Annotated in this window: 19 protein-coding genes; 9 read left to right on the forward strand and 10 right to left on the reverse strand. The window is 64.2% G+C overall.

Features of this window, described 5'->3' with window-relative positions:
• Positions 1-5: 5 nt before the first annotated feature.
• Entirely contained in the window at positions 6-1,310 is a 1,305-nt protein-coding gene (locus tag IVB18_RS47375) for an HlyC/CorC family transporter (RefSeq protein WP_247986898.1), read from the forward strand.
• Positions 1,311-1,439: 129 nt separating this feature from the next.
• Here the strand turns inward: IVB18_RS47375 and IVB18_RS47380 are convergent, their stop codons facing one another.
• Positions 1,440-1,715, reverse strand: a complete 276-nt coding sequence (locus IVB18_RS47380) for a BolA family protein (protein ID WP_247986899.1) — start codon at positions 1,713-1,715, stop codon at positions 1,440-1,442.
• Between the two features lie 106 nt (positions 1,716-1,821).
• Between IVB18_RS47380 and IVB18_RS47385 the strand changes: the two genes are divergently transcribed.
• Positions 1,822-2,457, forward strand: a complete 636-nt coding sequence (locus tag IVB18_RS47385) for a DnaJ domain-containing protein (protein WP_247986900.1) — start codon at positions 1,822-1,824, stop codon at positions 2,455-2,457.
• 107 nt (positions 2,458-2,564) lie between these two features.
• Here the strand turns inward: IVB18_RS47385 and IVB18_RS47390 are convergent, their stop codons facing one another.
• Complete coding sequence (locus IVB18_RS47390; RefSeq protein ID WP_247986901.1) at positions 2,565-3,659, reverse strand: citrate synthase/methylcitrate synthase; 1,095 nt, start codon at positions 3,657-3,659, stop codon at positions 2,565-2,567.
• A gap of 76 nt (positions 3,660-3,735) precedes the next feature.
• Between IVB18_RS47390 and IVB18_RS47395 the strand changes: the two genes are divergently transcribed.
• Both IVB18_RS47395 and atzF read left to right on the forward strand, forming a co-directional pair.
• Positions 3,736-4,962 carry a citrate synthase family protein gene (locus IVB18_RS47395; RefSeq protein ID WP_247986902.1) on the forward strand — a complete coding sequence of 409 codons (1,227 nt, stop codon included), beginning with the start codon at positions 3,736-3,738 and terminating at the stop codon, positions 4,960-4,962.
• Positions 4,963-5,077: 115 nt separating this feature from the next.
• A complete protein-coding gene (gene atzF, locus IVB18_RS47400; RefSeq protein ID WP_247986903.1) occupies positions 5,078-6,460 on the forward strand; it encodes an allophanate hydrolase in 1,383 nt (460 codons plus the stop codon).
• Here the strand turns inward: atzF and IVB18_RS47405 are convergent.
• Together IVB18_RS47405 and IVB18_RS47410 are read right to left on the reverse strand one after the other, a co-directional pair.
• A complete protein-coding gene (locus IVB18_RS47405; protein ID WP_247986904.1) occupies positions 6,457-7,182 on the reverse strand; it encodes a Crp/Fnr family transcriptional regulator in 726 nt (241 codons plus the stop codon). The two genes, atzF and IVB18_RS47405, sit on opposite strands and share 4 nt — an antisense overlap.
• 62 nt (positions 7,183-7,244) lie before the next feature.
• Positions 7,245-7,526, reverse strand: coding sequence for a helix-turn-helix domain-containing protein (locus IVB18_RS47410; RefSeq protein ID WP_247983521.1), 282 nt, complete (start codon positions 7,524-7,526; stop codon positions 7,245-7,247).
• 38 nt (positions 7,527-7,564) lie between these two features.
• On the opposite strand from IVB18_RS47410, the gene IVB18_RS47415 reads away from it, so the two are divergent.
• Positions 7,565-8,695 (forward strand): IS630 family transposase, encoded by a 1,131-nt coding sequence (locus IVB18_RS47415; protein ID WP_247984173.1) that lies wholly within the window; start codon positions 7,565-7,567, stop codon positions 8,693-8,695.
• A 7-nt stretch (positions 8,696-8,702) separates the two neighbouring features.
• On the opposite strand, the gene IVB18_RS47420 is transcribed toward IVB18_RS47415, so the two are convergent.
• The 4 genes from IVB18_RS47420 to IVB18_RS47435 form a co-directional block, all read right to left on the reverse strand.
• Entirely contained in the window at positions 8,703-9,581 is an 879-nt protein-coding gene (locus IVB18_RS47420) for an ABC transporter ATP-binding protein (RefSeq protein ID WP_247986905.1), read from the reverse strand.
• Complete coding sequence (locus IVB18_RS47425) at positions 9,569-10,348, reverse strand: ABC transporter permease (protein ID WP_247986906.1); 780 nt, start codon at positions 10,346-10,348, stop codon at positions 9,569-9,571. Before IVB18_RS47425 ends, IVB18_RS47420 begins: the two co-directional genes overlap by 13 nt.
• On the reverse strand, positions 10,345-11,499 hold the full coding sequence (locus IVB18_RS47430; RefSeq protein WP_247986907.1) for an NrtA/SsuA/CpmA family ABC transporter substrate-binding protein: 1,155 nt from the start codon (positions 11,497-11,499) through the stop codon (positions 10,345-10,347). Before IVB18_RS47430 ends, IVB18_RS47425 begins: the two co-directional genes overlap by 4 nt.
• A 201-nt stretch (positions 11,500-11,700) precedes the next feature.
• A complete protein-coding gene (locus IVB18_RS47435) occupies positions 11,701-12,360 on the reverse strand; it encodes a DedA family protein (protein ID WP_247986908.1) in 660 nt (219 codons plus the stop codon).
• A 299-nt stretch (positions 12,361-12,659) separates the two neighbouring features.
• Between IVB18_RS47435 and cobS the strand changes: the two genes are divergently transcribed.
• From cobS to IVB18_RS47455, 4 genes are all read left to right on the forward strand, one after another.
• The gene (gene cobS, locus IVB18_RS47440; RefSeq protein WP_247986909.1) at positions 12,660-13,658 is read left to right on the forward strand and encodes a cobaltochelatase subunit CobS; all 999 of its coding nucleotides are present in this window, start codon (positions 12,660-12,662) and stop codon (positions 13,656-13,658) included.
• Positions 13,659-13,802: 144 nt separating this feature from the next.
• Positions 13,803-15,704 carry a cobaltochelatase subunit CobT gene (gene cobT, locus IVB18_RS47445; protein ID WP_247986910.1) on the forward strand — a complete coding sequence of 634 codons (1,902 nt, stop codon included), beginning with the start codon at positions 13,803-13,805 and terminating at the stop codon, positions 15,702-15,704.
• Complete coding sequence (locus IVB18_RS47450) at positions 15,701-16,774, forward strand: esterase-like activity of phytase family protein (RefSeq protein WP_247986911.1); 1,074 nt, start codon at positions 15,701-15,703, stop codon at positions 16,772-16,774. Before cobT ends, IVB18_RS47450 begins: the two co-directional genes overlap by 4 nt.
• Before the next feature lie 292 nt (positions 16,775-17,066).
• A complete protein-coding gene (locus IVB18_RS47455; RefSeq protein ID WP_247986912.1) occupies positions 17,067-18,179 on the forward strand; it encodes an NADH:flavin oxidoreductase/NADH oxidase in 1,113 nt (370 codons plus the stop codon).
• Between the two features lie 57 nt (positions 18,180-18,236).
• Here IVB18_RS47455 and IVB18_RS47460 read toward each other — a convergent pair whose 3' ends face one another.
• Both IVB18_RS47460 and IVB18_RS47465 read right to left on the reverse strand, forming a co-directional pair.
• Positions 18,237-18,476 (reverse strand): PilZ domain-containing protein, encoded by a 240-nt coding sequence (locus IVB18_RS47460; protein WP_247986913.1) that lies wholly within the window; start codon positions 18,474-18,476, stop codon positions 18,237-18,239.
• A 106-nt stretch (positions 18,477-18,582) separates the two neighbouring features.
• Positions 18,583-20,208: an FMN-binding glutamate synthase family protein gene (locus IVB18_RS47465; RefSeq protein ID WP_247991904.1), complete on the reverse strand. Its 1,626-nt coding sequence runs from the start codon at positions 20,206-20,208 to the stop codon at positions 18,583-18,585.
• Positions 20,209-20,216 lie beyond the last annotated feature (8 nt).

Genomic DNA, 20,216 nt, shown 5'->3' on the forward strand with positions numbered 1-20,216 from the left:
GGTACATGGACTGGCTCGGATTCACGATCGTCGTTCTCTGCCTCCTGGTCTCGGGGTTCTTCGCCGCGAGCGAGACCGCGCTGACCGGCGCCTCGCGCGCCAGCATGTTGCGGCTGTCCAAGCAGGGTAATCGCGACGCCGACGTCGTCTCGCGGTTGCTCGACATGCGCGAACGCCTGATCGGCGCGCTCCTGCTCGGCAACAATATCGCCAATATCAGTGCATCCGCACTGGCCACCAGCATCTTCACGGCCTGGTTCGGCGACGTCGGCGTGCTCTATGCGACCGGCGTGATGACCGTGCTGGTCGTGATCTTCGCGGAAGTCCTGCCCAAGACCATCGCGATCAACGCGCCCGATCGCATGGCGCTTGCGGTCGCGCGCCCGATGCGGCTGACGATGTACGTGCTGGGGCCGCTGCTCCATGTGGTCGAGATCGTGGTGCGCGTGTTGATGCGCCTGTTCGGCCTTGCCGGCGAGCACCAGGCGATCCTGTCGCCGACCGAGCGCCTGCGCGGTGCGGTCGACCTGCTGCACCATGAAGGCAAGTTCGAGAAGCAGGACCGCGACATGCTCGGTGGCCTGCTCGATCTGCGCGAGCTCCAGGTCTCCGACGTCATGATCCATCGCACCGAGATGATGATGATCAATGCCGACCTGCCGCCGGAGGAACTGGTGCGCGAGGTGCTGGCGACCGAATACACCCGCATCCCGCTCTGGCGCGAGAAGCCGGAAAACATCATCGGCGTGCTCCACGCCAAGGATCTGTTGCGCGCGATCCGTGCCGCCGACGGCGACACCTCGCGCATCGACGTCTCCACCATCGCATTGCCGCCCTGGTTCGTGCCGGAGATGCGGCCCGTGTCCGAGCAGCTCAAGGCGTTCCGGCGCCGAAAAACCCATTTCGCGCTCGTCGTCGACGAGTACGGCGAAGTGGAAGGTCTTGTGACGCTGGAAGACATTCTGGAAGAGATTGTCGGCGACATCTCCGACGAGCACGACGTCGTTGTCGCGGGCGTGCGCGCCCAGCCGGACGGTTCGGTCGTGGTCGACGGCTCGGTGCCGATCCGCGATCTCAACCGCGCCATGGACTGGCATCTGCCCGATGAAGAGGCGACCACGGTCGCCGGCCTCGTCATTCACGAGGCGCGCTCGATCCCCGACCGCGGCCAGAGTTTCACCTTCCACGGCTTCCGTTTCCGCGTGCTCCGCCGCGAGCGCAACCGCATTACCGCACTCCGTATTTCACCGGTGCCGCGCGAGGCGGAGGTGGAGGAAACCAAGCCGCGGCGTGCAGGGACGTCGTTTTAGCTCCCGCGGCCGATGTCATCGTCCGCGCAGGCGGACGATCCAGTACGCCGCGGCGGCTTTGCTCTTGCCGAGGTGTCTCTGATTACTGGATGCCCCCGCCTTCGCTGGGCATGACAGCCAATTGGCGAGCTAGGTCCCGCCTTCCCCCGGCGCCTGCGCGTGGATCGCCAGCGCGTGCACGCCGCCGGAGAGTTCCGCGGCCAGCGCCGAATTTATCATGCGGTGGCGCTCGACCCGGCTCTTCCCTTTGAAGGCAGCAGACACGATATAGACCCGGAAGTGCGTCTCGCCGCTCGGTCGATGGCCGGCGTGACCCTCATGCAAATGTGACTCGTCGACGACTTGCAGGCTTTCCGGCGTGAAAGCTTCCTGCAACTTGTTGCTGATAATGTCTCTGGCAGCCATGTTTGCTCATTAATGTGCGCGATCGCACTCCGTCAATTGTCGGGGTTCCATCCTAATTGCAATGTCAAGACTTGAACGTTTTCGCATTGCGTAGTCAAAGTTGGTCATGCCGATCGATTCATCCAAGTTCTTCGACTCCATCCGCGTCAAGCCGAACAAGGGCAAGGCGGAAGCGAAGCCGCGCGACACCGTGGTCAATTGCGAATGGACCGGGTGTCAGAACAAGGGCGGTCACCGCGCGCCCAAGGGCCGCGAGAATTCGCGCGAGTACTGGCACTTCTGCCTCAACCACGTGCGTGAGTACAACCAGAACTACAATTTCTTCTCCGGCATGAATGCCGACGCGGTCGCGCGCTACCAGAAGGATGCGCTGACTGGCCACCGTCCGACCTGGAAGATGGGCGCCAATGGCGGCGTCAAGAAGGGAGCCGAGGCCGAGATCGACGGCGCCTTCGATCCGTTCAGCATGTTCTCGGAGATCAACGGCCGCGCGAACTGGCGCCGCGGCCCCGAGGCCCCGCCCAAGGCCGAAACGCGCAAGATCATGAATGCCGAGCGCAAGGCGCTCCAGGTGATGGGTCTCGGCCCCGACGCCAAGCTCGCCGACGTCAAGACCAAGTACAAGGCGCTGGTGAAGCAGCACCACCCCGACGCCAACAACGGCGACCGCTCCACCGAAGACCGCCTGATCGAGATCATCAAGGCGTACAATTATCTGAAGACGGTGGTGCGGGAGGCGTAGGCCTCGCGCAAACGCGTAGCCCGGATGGAGCGCAAGCGTAATCCGGGTCTTTCTGGCATAGCGATCTATCTTCCCCGGATTACGCTTCGCTCCATCCGGGCTACGCATCATTCCTTCGGCATCGCCCCCACATAGGACGAGCTCGGCCGGATCAACCGCCCTGTGCGCTGCTGCTCGCGCGCATGCGCGGTCCAGCCCGCGCTGCGGGCGACCGCGAAGATCGGCGTAAAAGCCTGGCGGGGGATGGCGAGCGCATCGAGCAGGATAGCGGTGAAGAACTCCACATTCGTCTCCAGCGGCCGGTCCGGGTTCTTCTTGCGCAGCGCTGCGCGGATGTAGGCCTCGACCTCGCCGGCGAAAGGCAAACCGGCGCCCTCGGTGGAAAGCCGCTCGATCGCGGCCTTGAGCACGTCGGCGCGCGGATCGCGCACGCGATAGACGCGATGGCCGAAACCCATCAGCCGCTCGCCGCGCGCGAGCGCCGCATCGACCCATGGCTTGATCCGCTCGCTCGAGCCGATCGCATCCAGCATTTCCAGCACTGGCTCCGGCGCGCCGCCATGCAGCGGCCCGGTCAGCGCGCAATAGCCGGCCGTGACGGCGGCGAACAGATCGGCCTGGGTGGACGCCACCACGCGCGTGGTGAAAGTCGACGCATTCATGCCGTGATCGCAGACCGTGACGAAATAGGCATCCAAAGCGGCGACCTTGCGCGGTTCCGGCGCGGCGCCACGCAGCATGCGAAGCGTATCGGCGGCATGGCTCGCGTTCGGATCCGGTGTGAGCGGATCGAGCCCTTTGGTGCGCCGGACCAGTGCGCCAGCAATTACCGGAAACGCGCCGACAATGGTGGCTTCGTGCTCCAGCCCGTTCTCTGCGCGAAGGCCCGCGACCGCCGCGCGAAAACCGTCGACGATATTCATGCCGCTTGTCGCCGGCAGCAGGTCCGGCAGCCGCGCGAAGGCGCGCTCGCGGGCGGCGCCGAGACTTGCCCGCACATTGGCCTCGCTGAGCGTGCTCTTGCTGGCGCCGTTCCAGAGCCGGGCGGTGACGCCCTCGAAGCTCGATTTGGCGGCGAAGGTGCCGACATGCTCGCCGGCGATGATCAGCTGGCCGCGCTCGCCGTCGACATGGCTCAGCACGGTCTCGGCCGCCGGAACGCCGTCCAGCCCGATCTGGCTTTTGGTGAGGTGGATGTTCATGGCCCAAATCTCCTGTTCACGAGGGGAAAGGTCGGGCCTCTCGACAGATTGATCAATCTTGATTACATAAATCAATATGAAAAATTCTCCGGAGCTCTACCTCTCCGCCCGGGAAGCTGCCGCCGAGCTCGCGATCTCGCCGGCCACGCTCTACGCCTATGTCAGCCGCGGCCTGATCCGCTCCGAGCCGACGCCGGACTCGCGCAAGAACCGCTACCGCGCCGAGGACGTCCGTACCCTGAAGGAGCGCCGTGTGCCCTCGCCGGAGCCGCGCGGCCTGCGCAGCTTCGATGCCGACCTACCGGTGATGGATACGGAGATCTCGACCATCACCGAGGACGGCCCGATCTATCGCGGCGTGAACTGCGTCGATCTCGCCGAGAGCGACACGCTGGAGCACACCGCGACGTTGCTCTGGGACGTCTCGAGCGTCGATCCCTTCGCGCCTGACAATTATCCTGTGGTCTCCGACGAGATGCGGGCGATTGCGCAGGCCGCGCGCCGTGCCGCGCCGATCGATCGCGCCATTGCGGTGCTGGCGCTGGCGTCGAGCGCCGATCCCCGCGCCTTCACCCGCGCGCATGATGGACGTGCGATGGTCGGTGCGCGCATTGTCCGACTCCTGGTCGCGACCATGCTCAATACGGAGCCGTCAGCCGAGCCGTTGCACCAGCAAATCGCCAAGGCCTGGGCACCCGACAACAAGCACGCGGCCGATCTCATCCGCCGCGCGCTGGTTCTGCTCGCCGAGCATGAACTGAACGCCTCCACCTTCACTGCGCGCTGCGCGGCGTCGACCGGCCTCAATCTCTATGATTCCGTCATCGCCGGCCTCGCCGCGCTGAAGGGGCCGAAGCACGGCGGCGCCGGCGTGCTCGCCTCGCAGCTCGTCAAGATGCTGGTGGATCGTGACGTCGAGCCGATGGTCCGCGAACGCGTCGCGCTCGGCGAACGCTTTGCCGGATTCGGCCATGGCGTCTACAAGCGCGGCGATCGGCGCGCGCAGTCGCTCCTGAACGCGCTGTCGCGTGCCGGCGCGCCGCGAAAGTTCACGCGCGAAGTGCCGGAGCGCATCGCTGAAGCGACCGGCGAGCTCGTCAATATCGATTATGCGCTCGCGGTGCTCGTGCACGCCCTGCGCCTGCCCGCCGGCAGCGAGCTCGCGCTGTTCGCGATGGCCCGCAGCGTCGGCTGGATCGCGCATGCCAGCGAACAGTTGCAGTTCGGCAAGCTGATCCGCCCGCGTGCGCGTTATGTCGGACCTGCGCCGGGGCGGAGGACGATGATGGAGCCGAAGACCTAATCAGACCTTCATGGATCAGCGCGGTTCACGGCAACAGCAGAAGCGCTTAATTGCTTTCCGTACTGTCCACCCCCGGGCAGGCTTGTGGCATCTTCTAACGCCTCGGGAGCCATTCGTGTCGCAAGCCGCCCTACCTAGCCGAAGCCGAGCCCTTCGCACGCCCGCCGAACTCACTTCGGCCATCGCAACGGCATACGAGCGCATCGAACGTGACCAACACCGCAATTGCTGGGTCTATGTGAGGCCGATGGGGGAGGCGCTGGCGGAGGCTGAGGCTCTCGCGCGGCGCGGCGCGCAAGGCGAATTCCTGCCGCTCCTCGGTGTGCCTTTCGGCGTGAAGGACAACATCGACGTGGAGGGCATGCCTACCACGGCGGCCTGTCCGTCATTCGCCTATGTTGCGGAGCGATCGGCCCGGTGCGTCGAGCGCCTGGCCGCAGCGGGCGCAATCTGTCTCGGTAAGACAAACCTGGATCAGTTCGCCACCGGGCTCTCCGGCGCCCGGTCACCTCACGGCGCCTGCCCGAGCGCCGCTGATGATCGCTATATCTCGGGCGGGTCGAGCTCCGGCTCGGCTGTCGCCGTGGCCGCCGGCCATATTGCGTTTTCACTCGGAACCGACACCGGCGGCTCGGGCCGGATACCGGCAGGTTTCAACGGCATCGTCGGAATCAAGCCGACGGTCGGGTTTGTCTCATCCCGCGGGCTCGTCCCGAACTGCCCGACGATCGATTGTCCATCGATCTTTTGCAATTCCGCAGCCGAGGGCAAACTGTTGCTGGAGCTCATTGACGGCTTCGATGAAGAAGATCCCTACAGCCGTAAGGCGCTCGGCCCGTCATCTGCTTTTCCCCAAGAATTCCGCTTCGGACGCATTTTTGGTCGTCAGCTGAATTCATTCGGCATGCCCGAATGCGACGCGCTTTACGAACAGGCTTGCGAGAGGCTTGTGGGGTTGGGAGGCCAGGCCCTTGAGACTGACTTCACGCCTTTCGCCGAGGCCGGCGAAATGCTGTTTTCGGGGCCCTGGATCGCTGAACGCTATGCGGCGATCAGCAAGCTCCTCGACATTGATCATGGTAATTTGCTGGACGTTACGCGCAAAGTCCTGCATTCCGCGGCGCAGTTTACAGCGGCAGATGCATTCGCGGCGCAACACCGTCTCCTGAAGCTGCGGCGGCAGGTCCAGTTACTCTTCAAACAGATGGATGTCCTCGTGGTGCCCACCGCACCGCGCCCCTTCGCCATTGCGGAAATGCTGGAGGACCCCATCACGCTCAATAGCCGTCTTGGTCACTACTCCTATTTCGCCAATCTTTTGGACCTGTGCGCGGTGGCGCTTCCCAATGCAACGCTCCCCAACGGCATGCCCATGGGCGTCACCCTGCTGGCACCCGCATGGCACGATCACGCCCTCCTGGACTTTGCCTCGCGATGGCAGCCGAAAGATCGTGGCGCTTTCTTCGGTCTGAAAGTCTATTCGCGTACCGCCAGTTAGACGAGTTCGAGATCGAGGGCGCGCAAATTCAGAATGACGATCAGACCCCTGTCGTAGCGGATGATGCCTCTCGCCTGCGTGCGCGAAAGCTGCACCGTCACCCATTGTCGTGTCGCTCCGATCAGGTTGGCGAGATCGCCATGGGTGAACGGAATGCCGATCACGATCTCACGGCCATGCTGCGATCCGTAGATCTTCGAGAGAAAGATGAGCAGACGCTGCAACCGTTCGGTAACTGACCGCGTGCCGAGCATTTGCGCCATGGCTGAGTAGCATCTCGCCTTGAAGGCCAGCGCATCCAGAAGCGCAACCGCGATGGTCGCCGACTGAAGCGCAAGTTCGCGCAGAGCGTGGCCAGGCAAGAACAGGAGCCGGCTGCGCTCAACTGCAACCGAAGACCACATATGCGCTCCGGCTCCGAAGAGGTCCGGCCCGCCGACGAAATTGCCGCCAAACCAATAGGCGAGCGTCACCTCACGCCCGGAGGGTGCGGCGTAATAGCTGCGGATCCGGCCGGATTCGATCAGATATATGCCGTTCTGTGTGTCTCCCTGGCGCCAGATATGCTTGCCGGTTTCCAGGACCTCGTGACGACCAATTGCAAGGACGCGACGCCGGTCAGCCTCACTTAGCGGATCGAGCAAACCCGGCAGCGACCTGACCAGAGTATCCGACTCGGCCAGCATGATCCCGGCCGTAGTCCTGAGTGTTGCCGCTGACATCTGCCCACTCCCTCGTAGCCGGAGCGGATCCATTCAAGAGCCATGCCAGCCCTAGTGGTTCATCACAGTGATTTTGACGTTTTGATACCGAGCCATTCGAGGATCGGCAAGCTTTCCGGCGGCACGAGGATTTCGATGCTTCTGGGGACGCCAGGTTGACGGCGAATGAAACCGTTTCGTTCGAGGGTGACGATCATCTGGTGGACCGAAGGCGGGCTGACGCGGAAATGGCGCTGCATGTCGGTTTCGGCGGGTGGGCGTCCGAACATGTGCGCGTAGGTGTAGATAAAGGCCAGGTAGTGTCCCTGCTTCTCCGTGAAGTGCGTGCCTGATTTTTGACTCATCGCTGGATTCGTCCCGGCCTCCGACAAGGAGGCGAAGCATGAATGTACGTTATCGGGTCGAATTGAGCCAAATCGAGCGGGACGAACTGACGGCGATGCTGGGCGGCGGGAAGCATGCTGCCCGCAAGCTCAAGCGGGCGCAGATTTTGCTGGCGGCCGATGCCGGCAGTTGCGACGCGGAGATTGCCCGGTCTGTCCGGGTCAGCCTGTCCAGCATCGGCCGGACCAAGCGCCGCTTCGTGGAAGGCAATCTGGAGCGGGCCTTGAGCGAGGAACCGCGTCCGGGCGCAGAGCGCAAATTGACCGGCAAGGAGGAGGCCCTGCTGGTGGCGACGGCGTGCGCCAAGCCGCCCGCCGGCCGCAAACGTTGGACGCTGACGCTGCTGGCGGACACGATGGTCAAGCTCACCGATCATGACAGCCTGTCGGGCGAGACCGTGCGTCGCCGGCTGGCCGAGAACGACCTCAAGCCATGGCGCAGGGACATGTGGTGCATCCCCTATGTCGACGGCGAATACGTCGCCCGCATGGAGGACGTGCTCGACCTCTACGCCGAGGCGCCGGATCCCGTCCGGCCGCTGGTCTGCTTCGACGAGACCCCCGTCCAGCTCATCGGCGAGGTCCGTCAGCCGATTCCAGCCGAGCCGGGACAGCGCGAGCGTTACGATTACGAGTACCGCCGCAACGGCACCGTCAATCTCTTCGTTACCTTCGACCCGCATCGTGGCTGGCGCAACGTCAAGGTCACCGAGCACCGCGCCGCCGTGGACTACGCCTACTGCATGCGCGAACTCGTCGACGTCCATTATCCCGACGCCGACTGCATCCGCCTCGTGCAGGACAATCTGTCGATCCATACCGCCGGCGCGTTGTATCAAGCATTTGCGCCTGCTGAGGCCCGTCGCATCCTGCGCCGCCTCGAATTCCACTTCACCCCGAAACACGCCAGTTGGCTCAATATGGTCGAGTGCGAGATCAGCGTGCTCCAGCGCCAGTGCCTCGGCCGCCGCATCGACGACCCCAAAAGGCTCCGAAACGAGATCGCAGCATGGCAAAAGCGGCGGAATAAAACCCGAGCCCGCATCAAATGGATGTTCACAACCGACAAGGCCCGCGCCAAACTCGGCCGCGCCTATCCAGCCACCGCCAAAGAGTCAAAATCACTGTGATGAGCCACTAGGTCACTGTTTCCATTTGCTCGAAGGCCTTGCGGCCTTCGGTCCGGATCAGATCAAGGCAATCCCGCTTGAGGGCGAGATAGGCGGGGTCGGTCAGGATGGCGCTGGAGCGCGGGCGCGGCAGGCCCACGGAAAGATCCCGCAGGATACGGCCCGGCCCGGCGCTCATGATCAGCACGCGATCCGACAGGAGAATGGCTTCGTCGATATCGTGCGTGACGAAAACGATGGTGGCATTGATCCGGTCGCGAAGTTCGAGAAGGTTATCCTGCATCACCGCCCGGGTCTGCGCGTCCAAAGCACCGAACGGCTCGTCCATGAGCAGGACACGCGGCTGGTTTGCGAGGGCGCGAGCAATCGCCACCCGCTGCTGCATGCCGCCTGAAAGCGTATGCGGATAGGCGTTCGCGAATTTTGTCAGCCCGATCATTTCGATCAGGTCGTCGGCGATCTGCAGCGCCTCCGCCTTCGACTTGCCGAGCGCGCGCGGCCCGTGAGCGATATTACGGCGCACCGATTTCCACGGAAACAGATGCGGCTGCTGGAAGACCATCCCGATATCCGGCCGGGGTGCCAGCATTGGCTCGCCAGCTACCATTACCTGGCCTTCGAACGGCCGTTCGAGGCCAGCCATCGCATTCAAAAGCGTAGACTTGCCGCAGCCCGACGGACCAACGAGCGAGACGAATTCGCCCGACATGACCGCCAGAGACACCCGGTCCACCGCAATAACCTGGCCGCGCGGCACATCGAAGACGATGCTCAAATCCTCGACGCGGATGATCGCTTGAGGTGTTGCCGATGAAGGTGCGGGCGCAGCATCCACGAGCCGGAGCGGTGGGGGCGGACGAAGCGGGTTGTGCATCATCGCCACCATACGGCACGTTCGGCAATTGCCGCGAAGGAACGATCGGCCACGAATGAGAGCAATCCGAGCGCCGCCAGCCCTCCCATGACCTGTCCGGTCTGCATGTTCTGTTGCGCAATCTCGATCCGGTAGACGATGCCGGCAAACGCGCCCGCCAGCTCAGCCGCGACCAGCGTGTAAAAGGAGATGCTTACGGCGGTGCGCAGACCGACAACGATGTAGGGAAGCGCGCCCAGCAGAACGATCTCCGATAGCATCTGCCGACGTGGCGTGCCGAGCATCAGAGCGGCGCGAATGAGGCCGCGATCGACCTTCTGCACGCCGATATGGGTCGCGAGCCACACGGTGAAGAACACACCCCAGACGACCAGAAACAGTTTGCCGGCCTCCGACAGCCCAAACCAGAGGATCACGATAGGCACAAAGGCGATTGGGGGGATCGGGCGAAGAATATGGAACAACGGGGAGAGCAGGCTTGAGACCAGCCGGAACTGGCCTGTCAGGACGCCGAGCATGATCCCACCCGTGGTACCGATCAAAAATCCCACACTGACGCGGAAGAGGCTCGCTGAAAGGTCGCCGAAAAACTGACCGCTATGGATCCAGTCAAGGACGGCGACAGCTACCGTCGAAGGTGGCGGAAAGAGCACCGCGTTGACGATCCGCAATCGTGCAATCAATTCCCAAACGCCGACGAAGGTTGGCACGGAGAGCACGCCGACAAGCACGCTCAGGCGTCCGGCCGCGTTCGCACGGTTGCGTCCGCCGATGCTCATGGATTGGCCGACAGCGTCACACGTGCAGCATCAAGCGCTTTCAGCGACGCCGTCGCAATGATTTTCGAGAAATCGGGCATCCCCGCCCCGGGCGGATGATTGCCGGTCTCAAGCCGCCAGGCAGCGTGCGTTTTTAGCGTCTCGAGCAGCTTGTCGTCGAGGCGCACATGATAGATGTAATCCGACCAGATCGCCGCCAGCTCGTCGCGCTTCATGCCAGTTGCTGCGGCAACAATGTCGATCGCTTCATTCGGATGAGCCTTGACCCAGCCTTCAGCTTCAATGAGCGCAGCCAGGAATTTGCTGACGACCGCGGGGTTTGCTTCCAGATAGGACCGCGTCACAACGATGTTGAAGGTCTCCGAGTAGACCCCCCTCGTATCGAGCAGGACGGCACCCTCGCCAAGAGCCTTCTTTGCATTAGCCACATGCGGCTCCCAGGTGTCGAACGCATCAATGCTCCCCGCCGCCAGGGCGGGAAGCATCTCCTGTGGGCGAAGATTGACGAGCGTAACGTCCTTGGCGGTCAGTCCCGCCGCTTTCAACAGAACCGATGTGTAGACCTCGCTACCCGTCCCGGCCGTGAAGCCGATGCGTTTACCGCGCAAATCGGCTTTCGTCCTGATTGCGGCGGACGCGGCCGTCATTGTCTTCAGATCCGAGTATTCCATGCCGGCGACGAAGGCGATCGGCTGCTGGGCCATCGCGGCCGCCGTTACCGGAGCTTCGGCCGTCGTTGCGATATCCGCTCCTCCGCCCACCACTGTATCGAGGCACTGCTTTCCGCTCGTGAAATTCGAGACAAAAATATCGAGTCCCTGCTTGGCGAAGAGGCCGTTCGTCTTGGCGACGATCGCGAGGGCCGAAATCGGCGCGAGATTCTGCGCAAGCCGCGCCTTCACATCTTCGGCTCTAGCCCGGGAGCCGGGATTCAAGACGCCCGCATATGCAGAGACCGCAAACAAAACCATGCGAAGAGCTGTTTTCGAGCGCATGCAACCACCTCGGTCATGTCGGCGGCCGCAACGGCCAGCCTGTGATTGGACGAGGGTCATCCGAAGGCAACGCGCCGTGAAGCAATTAATCGACAAGCTATCCCGCTGACAAATATTTGCGCATCGAAGAAGCGCAGGGGACCGCAATTTGGGCAACAGAGAGCTCCAGCCGCCCGTCTCTTGTGCTGCGCGAGCTCGGCCCATTCAGAGCCGCCGTGTCCGCCGCCGGAGGACTCGGTGCCGCGCCCGGGTTACGGTGCTTTCCCGGTTGGCGGTCATCATCAACGCGGGCTATCCGTCCGCCGTGCTTGAGAAGGGCAAAGTCGAGGCCGCGGCCCGTACGCTCGGCATCGCGCTTCAGGCCCGCGGCTTCGCGGCAGCGACGCCACCGCCCTGCCTGCGGCGGATGATCCAGATCGCCAGTCCCAAAATGATCGCGACGCCGACCACGCTGAGGATCCAGATGTGCTTGCCGATATGCCCGTGGTGATGCAGCCCGGCATATTCGTGCAGGGCCGACACCGCCAGCACGCCTGGCAGCACATGCGCCGGCGCCCAGACCAGGATCGCCGGGATGTTGATCGCGTAGAAGCGAACCGGTGCCATGCCGAGCGCGCCGGCCGTGACCGGGACAAAGGCACGGATCGGCGGCACGAAGCGGGCGAAGAACACGGCCCAGGTGCCGAAGCGGTTGAAGAAGCTTTCGCTCTCTTCCACCACGCGCGGATAGTTGGTCAGTGGCCAAGTGTCGAGAATCTCGCGTTGCCTTCGGTGGCCGATCCAATAGGCCGAGCCGTCCCCCAGGACGGCGCCGAGCGCCGCCACCAGCAAAACCCATTGCAGTTTCAGGTCCCCGCCCGGAACCAGCGCGCTCAGCGCCAGGATGATGGTCGAGCCCGGGACCACCGAGCCTACCACCGGAACGGCTTCCAGCAGCGCCGCCAGGAACAGGGTCAAATAGGCCAGCCACGCATGGGCCGAAACGAATGAAATGAGGGGATCGAGGAAGGACGTCACGTCGTCTCTGTGGTGGGCTGGGGCAAATCGGGGCTCAGACCCTACACAAGTAAGGAGGGGCGGTAAAAGTGCCACTCGCGTGGGCAGGCCGCGCATCCTCGCGCAAAATTCAGGCGTGATTCGCAAGGCAGCCCTCCAAAAATCGCGTTCCTTGCCTATCTAAATGAAAAGACAATGGAACTTTGATCCGGGGGCGGGCTTCTGCCGGCACGTTGTCTCTGATAGGTTCGCAAACGCACCCAGCCGCAGCCAACGTGCAAATAACTGGTCTCGGGACCGCCCGGGGCCTCGGAGGATTGATGACGACCGCCGCCCTGTCCAAAGTTGAGGAAGTTTCCGGTCTGCCCGACATGAAGGTGTCGGTGCGCCAGGTGTTCGGGATCGACAGCGATCTCGAAGTGCCGGCCTATTCCGAAGTCGATCCTCATGTGCCGGAAGTTGACGCCGACTACCGCTTCGACCGCGCCACCACGCTCGCCATCCTGGCCGGCTTCGCCAGGAACCGCCGCGTCATGGTGACGGGCTATCACGGCACCGGCAAATCCACCCATATCGAGCAGGTCGCTGCCCGGCTGAACTGGCCCTGCGTGCGCGTCAACCTCGACAGCCACATCAGCCGTATCGACCTCGTCGGCAAGGACTCGATCGTTGTCCGCGACGGCAAGCAGGTCACCGAATTCCGCGACGGCATCCTGCCCTGGGCGCTCCAGCACAACGTCGCGCTGGTGTTCGACGAATACGATGCCGGCCGACCTGACGTGATGTTCGTGATCCAGCGCGTGCTGGAGGTCTCCGGCCGCCTGACGCTGCTCGACCAGAACAAGGTGATCAAGCCGCACCCGGCCTTCCGCATGTTTTCGACCGCCAACACCGTCGGCCTCGGCGACACCTCGGGCCTCTACCACGGCACCCAGCAGATCAATCAGGGCCAGATGGACCGCTGGTCGATCGTCACCACGCTGAACTATCTCAGCCATGACGAGGAAGTGGAGATCGTGCTGGCGAAAGCGAAGCACTATCGCACCCAGGAAGGCCGCGACATCGTCAACAAGATGGTGCGGCTGGCCGATCTCACCCGCAACGCGTTCGCCAACGGCGACCTGTCGACGGTGATGAGCCCGCGCACGGTGATCACCTGGGCGGAAAACGCCGACATCTTCGGCGATATCGGCTTCGCCTTCCGCGTCACCTTCCTCAACAAGTGCGACGAGCTCGAGCGTCCGCTGGTCGCCGAGTTCTATCAGCGCTGCTTCAACGCGGAGCTGCCGGAATCGGCGGTCAACGTGGCGCTGTCCTGATCGCTCTCGTGATGTCGTCCCGGCGAAGGCCGGGACCCATACCGCGTGATTTCTCGATGGTACGACGCTGAGAGTATCTCCTGACGCAATGATCGCCGGTGGTTATGGGTCCCGGCCTTCGCCGGGACGACGGATAGAGGCGAGATGACGACGTCGAACTCCAAATTCCGCAACACCAAGGAAGCCCCGACCGAGCCGTTCAAGCGCTCGGTGGCGTCCTGCCTGAAGGCGATCGCCAAGACGCCTGAGCTCGACGTCAGCTTCGCCGCCGAGCGTCCGGGCCTTGCGCCCGGCAAGGCCCGGCTGCCGGAGCCGGCGCGCAAGATGACCAAGCGCGACGCCGCGATCGTGCGCGGCCACGCCGACTCCATCGCGCTCAAGCTCGCTTGTCACGATCCGAAGCTGCATCGCAAGCTGATGCCCGGCAATCCGCAGGCGCGCGGCGTGTTCGAGGCGGTCGAGCAGGCCCGGGTTGAGGCAATCGGCGCACGCCGCATGGCCGGTGTTGCCAAGAACCTCACCGCGATGCTCGACGATCATTTCCATCGCGGCAAGTTCGACGAGATCACCGACCGCGCCGATGCGCCGCTTGCGGACGCGCTGGCGATGCTGGTGCGCGAGCGCCTGACCGGCATGGCGCCGCCGACAGCAGCGAAGAAGGTGGTCGACCTCTGGCGGCCAATCCTGGAAGACAAGATCGGCAGGCGGCTCGACCGGCTCGACGGCCTGGTCGAGGACCAGACCCGGTTCGGCGATGCCGTGCATGATCTCTTGACGGCGCTCGAGCTCGGCGACGAGCGCAATGCCGACAGCGACGACAACGACGATCAGGACGAAAACCGCGACGGCGACAACGACCAGTCCGGCGCCGAGGGCTCGCCCGATTCCGACGCAGCCCAGGAGATGAGCGCCGACCAGGCGCAGGCCTCGAGCGAGGACATGAGCGAGAGTGCGATGGAAAGCGCACAGGCCTCGACCTCCGACACCTTCGACGACGGCGAGCTCGGTGACGACGAGACGCCGGGCGAGGCGACGCGGCCGAATTCGCGCGGTACCAACGAGCCGCGCGGGCCGGAATACCATGCCTTCGCGCCGAAATTCGACGAGATCATCGCCGCCGAAGACCTCTGCGACCATGACGAGCTGGAGCGCCTGCGCGCCTATCTCGACAAGCAGCTCGCGCATCTGCAAGGCATCGTCGCGCGGCTCGCCAACCGGCTGCAGCGCCGGCTGATGGCGCAGCAGAACCGCGCCTGGGAGTTCGACCTCGAAGAAGGCATTCTGGACCCTGCGCGGCTGTCGCGCGTGGTGACCGATCCCTATCACCCGCTGTCCTTCATGCACGAGAAGGAAGCGACGTTCCGCGACACCGTGGTGACGCTGCTGCTCGACAATTCCGGCTCGATGCGGGGACGCCCCATTACGGTGGCGGCGACCTGCGCCGACATTCTCGCCCGCACGCTGGAGCGTTGCGGCGTCAAGGTCGAGATTTTGGGCTTCACCACCCGTGCCTGGAAGGGCGGCCAGTCCCGCGAGGCCTGGCTTGCCGCCGGCAAGCCGGCCAATCCCGGCCGCCTCAACGATCTCCGCCACATCATCTACAAGTCGGCGGATGCGCCGTGGCGCCGTGCGCGAAAAAATCTCGGCTTGATGATGCGCGAGGGTCTCCTGAAGGAGAACATCGACGGCGAGGCGCTGGACTGGGCGCACAAGCGCCTGCTCGGCCGGCCCGAGCAGCGCAAGATCCTGATGATGATCTCGGACGGCGCACCGGTCGACGATTCCACGCTGTCGGTCAATCCCGGCAACTATCTCGAGCGGCACCTGCGCCACATCATCGAGGAGATCGAGACGCGCTCGCCGGTGGAGCTGATCGCGATCGGCATCGGCCATGACGTCACGCGCTATTATCGCCGCGCGGTGACGATCGTGGACGCTGAAGAGCTTGGTGGCGCCATCACCGAAAAGCTCGCCGAACTCTTCAGCGAGACGAATACTGCGCCCACGCAACCGGCCAACCGCCCGCGCCGCAAACTGCATTCGTGAGCAAACCTTCATCCCGCCGCAGCTTTCTTGGCCACGCGGCGGCGGGATTTTCCACTCTCGCACTCTCCGGGTTGGCGCGGGCGCAGCCTGCGACCGAGCCGCCGCCGAAGCCGGCGCTCGTCGAGCACGCCGTCACCGAGCCTGTTGCCGTCGAGGTCAACGCACGGCCGATCCCGGCGTTCGAGCCGCGCGACCGCTCGCGCGTGCGCTTCGGCTCGCTGCAATATCGCAGCGGCCTGGTGCTGACCTCGCCCTATCGCGGCTTCGGCGGATTATCCGGCATTCGCTTTCTCGACACCAAGGGTGAGCGTTTCCTCGCGATCTCCGACCAGGGCGGCTGGTTCACCGGTGCGATCCGCTACTCCGGGCGCGAGATGACCGGGCTCGACAATGTCGAGGCCGCGCCGCTGCTCAACGCCGAAGGCCGGCCGATCACGGAGAAGCGGCTCTGGTACGATTCGGAGTCGATCGCGCGCGACGGCTCTTACGTCTATGTCGGGCTCGAACGCGTCAACCAGATCATGCGTTACGACTTCTCCAAGGGCGGCACCCGCGCCCGTGGCGAGGTGCTGCCGGTGCCGCCGGGGTTACGAAAACTGCCGTACAACAAGGGGCTCGAAGCGCTGGTGTTCGTGCCCAAGGGCCAGCCGCTCGCGGGCACCTTGATCGCTTTCTCCGAGCGCGGGCTGGATGCCGACGGCAATCTGATCGCGTTCCTGATCGGCGGTCCCACGCCCGGCCAGTTCAGCGTGCGCCGTACGGAAAAGTTCGACATCAGCGACGCTGTGCTGTTGCCCTCGGGCGAGCTTCTCATCCTCGAGCGAAAGTTCTCCTGGTTCACCGGCGTCAACATCCGCATCCGCGCCATCCCGCTCAAGTCCATCGCGCCGAACACGCTGGTCGATGGCCCCGAGCTGTTCGCGGCGGATCTCGGCCACGAGATCGACAACATGGAAGGCATCGACGCGCACGTCAGCGCGGAGGGCGAGACTGTGCTGACGTTGATCTCGGACGACAATTTCTCGCTGCTCCAGCGCACGTTGCTGTTGCAGTTCACGCTGGTGGAGTGAACGCGCGCGGGAAGCCTCTTCGCGTCGTCCTGGCGAAAGCCAGGACCCATTACCCCAGGGAGAAGTTTGGCGAAGATTGGTCGTTCGGGATTAGCACCATCCACAGTCGACAGACCTCGCGGTATGGGTCCTGGCTTTCGCCAGGACGACAGCGGAGGGTGGGCGCCACCTTGCGCCGGTGTGACATCGCAATGCGCAGGCCCACAGGCCGGCATTCCCGCCACGCCGCTGGTAATCCCGCATCCGCTCACTACACTCCCTCCATCGCCCCTCCCATCCCCGGAACTCCCGCATGAGTGCCCTGTTTTCCCCGATCAAGCTGCGCGGCCTGACGTTGAAGAACCGTCTCGTGGTGTCGCCGATGTGCCAGTATTCGGCCGATGACGGCGTCGCCAATGACTGGCACTTCACCCACATCAACAATCTCGCGCTGTCGGGCGCGGCGATGTTCTGCGTCGAGGCGACCCATGTCGAGGCGATCGGTCGGATCACGCCGGGCTGCCTCGGGCTCTACAGCGATGCCTGCGAGGCGGCGCTGAAGCAGGTGCTCGCCTCGGTGCGCAAGCATTCCACCACGGCAATCGCGATGCAGCTCGCGCATGCCGGCCGCAAAGCCTCCAGCGCGCGACCCTGGGACGGCGGTCAGCTGATCCCGCAGTCGCAGGGCGGCTGGCAGACGGTCGCGCCGTCGGCACTGCCGCACAAGGAGGGTGAAGCCGCGCCGCTGGCGCTGGATGCGGCCGGCCTTAAGCGCATCCGCGACGCCTTCGTCGACTCGGCCCGCCGCGCCGATCGCATCGGCATCGACGCGATCGAGCTGCACGGCGCACACGGGTATCTCATGCATCAGTTCCTGTCGCCGATCTCCAACCGGCGCATCGACGAATATGGCGGTTCACTGGAGAATCGCATGCGCTTCCCACTGGAGGTGTTCGACGCGGTACGCGCGGTGTTCCCGCACAACAAACCGGTCGGCATGCGGGTCTCGTCGACCGACTGGGTCGAGGGCGGCTGGGATTTGGCGCAGACCATCGAATTCGCCAAGGCGCTGAAGGCGCGCGGCGTCGACTGGATCGATGCCTCCTCCGGCGGCGTCTCGCCGCTGCAGAAGATCCCGCTCGGCTCCGGCTACCAGGTGCAGTTTGCCGAAGCCATCAAGCGCGAGATCGGCTTGCCCACCATCGCCGTCGGCCTGATCACCGAAGCGAGGCACGCCGAGGACATCGTCGCCTCCGGCAAGGCCGACATGGTCGCGCTCGCCCGCGGCATGCTCTACGACCCCCGCTGGGGCTGGCACGCTGCGGCGGAAGTTGGCGGCGTGGTCGACGCCCCGCCGCAATACTGGCGCTCGCAGCCGTCGACGCAGAAGGAGCTATTTGGGAAGACGACGTTCGGGGCAAGGTAGTGGGGCGTGATAGCGGTTATGGGTTCCAGCCGCCCGTGCACAATTGCGCACCAGCCCTCACCCAAACCTCACCCCAATCCGCTTTTCCTTGCGCCAGACCACGGTGCAGGGCAGATGCGTTCCGTCGGGCTGGATGAACAGGGTGAATTGCTCGGGGATGCGGAGGGGGATGGTGACGTCGAGCGCAGCGCCGGTGTCCGAGAAATTGCGGACGGTGCAGTCGATCGCGCCGCCGCCGAACTCGATCGTTCCGGCCTTCAGCACGCGATGCCTGGATTTATTGCGTCGCTCGTCCATGGGCCAAATTTATCCCCGAAGCTGACACGAACATTAAGTCTCGACCCTGCCCCAACGAATTTGCGCCGGCCCGGAGGCCGCCGCTAGCATGCGATGAAGCGGCACCTTACGGCGCCGGCTGGAACGTCTCCGTCTGCGCCATCCGCCAAGCGTCGCGGAAGCGCGGGTCCTCGGTTCCTTCGAGCAGCTCACCCGGGCGCAGCGACGGATAGAGCTGCGCGAAGGACTTCACCTCCGTCGTCGAGTTGCGCTGGCTGAAGTGGATCGGGCGCAGCTGCTGCGGATGTTCGAGACCGGCCGCGGCGATCAGCTCGGCCAGCGAGTGCAGCGTGGCGTGATGATAGTTGTGCACACGGTCGATCTTGAGCGGCACATAGAGCGCGCGGGCCCGCGTCGGATCCTGCGTCGCCACCCCGGTCGGGCAGCGATCGGTGTGGCAGCTCAGCGACTGGATGCAGCCGAGCGAGAACATGAATCCGCGCGCCGAATTGCACCAGTCGGCGCCGATCGCCATCGCGCGCGCCATGTCGAAGGCGGTGGCGATCTTGCCGGAAGCGCCCAGCTTGACGCGGTCGCGGGCATTGATGCCGATCAGCGCATTGTGGACGAAACTGACGCCCTCGCGCATCGGCATGCCCAGATGATCCATGAACTCGAGCGGCGCGGCGCCGGTACCGCCCTCATTGCCGTCGACGACGATGAAGTCCGGATAGACGCCGGTCTCGATCATTGCCTTGCAGATCGCCAAAAATTCCCAGGGGTGGCCGATGCAGAGCTTGAAGCCGGTCGGCTTGCCACCGGAGAGCCTGCGCATTTCGGCGATGAATTGCATCATGCCGACCGGGGTGGAGAAGGCGCGGTGCGAGGCCGGCGAGATGCAGTCTTCGCCCATCGAAACGCCGCGGATCTTGGAAATCTCTTCCGAGACCTTCGCCGCCGGCAGCACGCCGCCATGGCCGGGCTTGGCGCCCTGGCTGATCTTGAGCTCGACCATCTTGATCTGGTCTGCGCTGGCGACCCGCGCGAACGCCTCCGGATCGAACGTGCCGTCGCGATGGCGGCAGCCGAAATAGCCGGAGCCGACCTCCCAGATGATGTCGCCGCCCATCTCTGCATGATAGGGGCTGAAGCCGCCCTCGCCGGTATCGTGCGCAAATCCGCCCTTCTTCGCGCCGGCATTCAGTGCGCGCACGGCGTTCGGGCTGAGCGCGCCAAAGCTCATCGCGGAGATGTTGAACACCGAGGCCGAATAAGGCTTCTTGCAGTCGGGGCCGCCGATGGCGATGCGGAACTTCTCGTCGGCATGCGTCTTCGGCGAGACCGAGTGATGCATCCATTCATAGCCCTCGCGATAGACGTCCTCCTGGGTACCGAAGGGACGCTTGTCGAGCTGCATCTTGGCGCGCTGATAGACGACAGCGCGGATGTCGCGCGAGAACGGCATGCCGTCCTTCTCGCTCTCGAAGAAGTACTGCCGCATCTCGGGCCGTATCTCTTCGAGCAGGAAGCGGATATGCGCCGAGATCGGGTAGTTGCGCAGGACCGCGTGGCCCTTCTGCATGAGATCGCGGACGCCGAGCAAGGTGAGCGCGCCAAAAATCAGGATCGGGATCAGCAGGATGTCGAAGATCTTGCGATCCGCGATGCCGATGCCGATCAGCAGCGCGGTCACGACCGCGCAGATCGTCAGCACGATGAAGCGCGGCGAGAACGGAAGCAGCAGAGTTTCCATGACACCCT

Origin of the sequence: Bradyrhizobium sp. 186 (assembly GCF_023101685.1) — a bacterium.
In the GTDB taxonomy this organism is placed as follows: Bacteria; Pseudomonadota; Alphaproteobacteria; order Rhizobiales; family Xanthobacteraceae; genus Bradyrhizobium.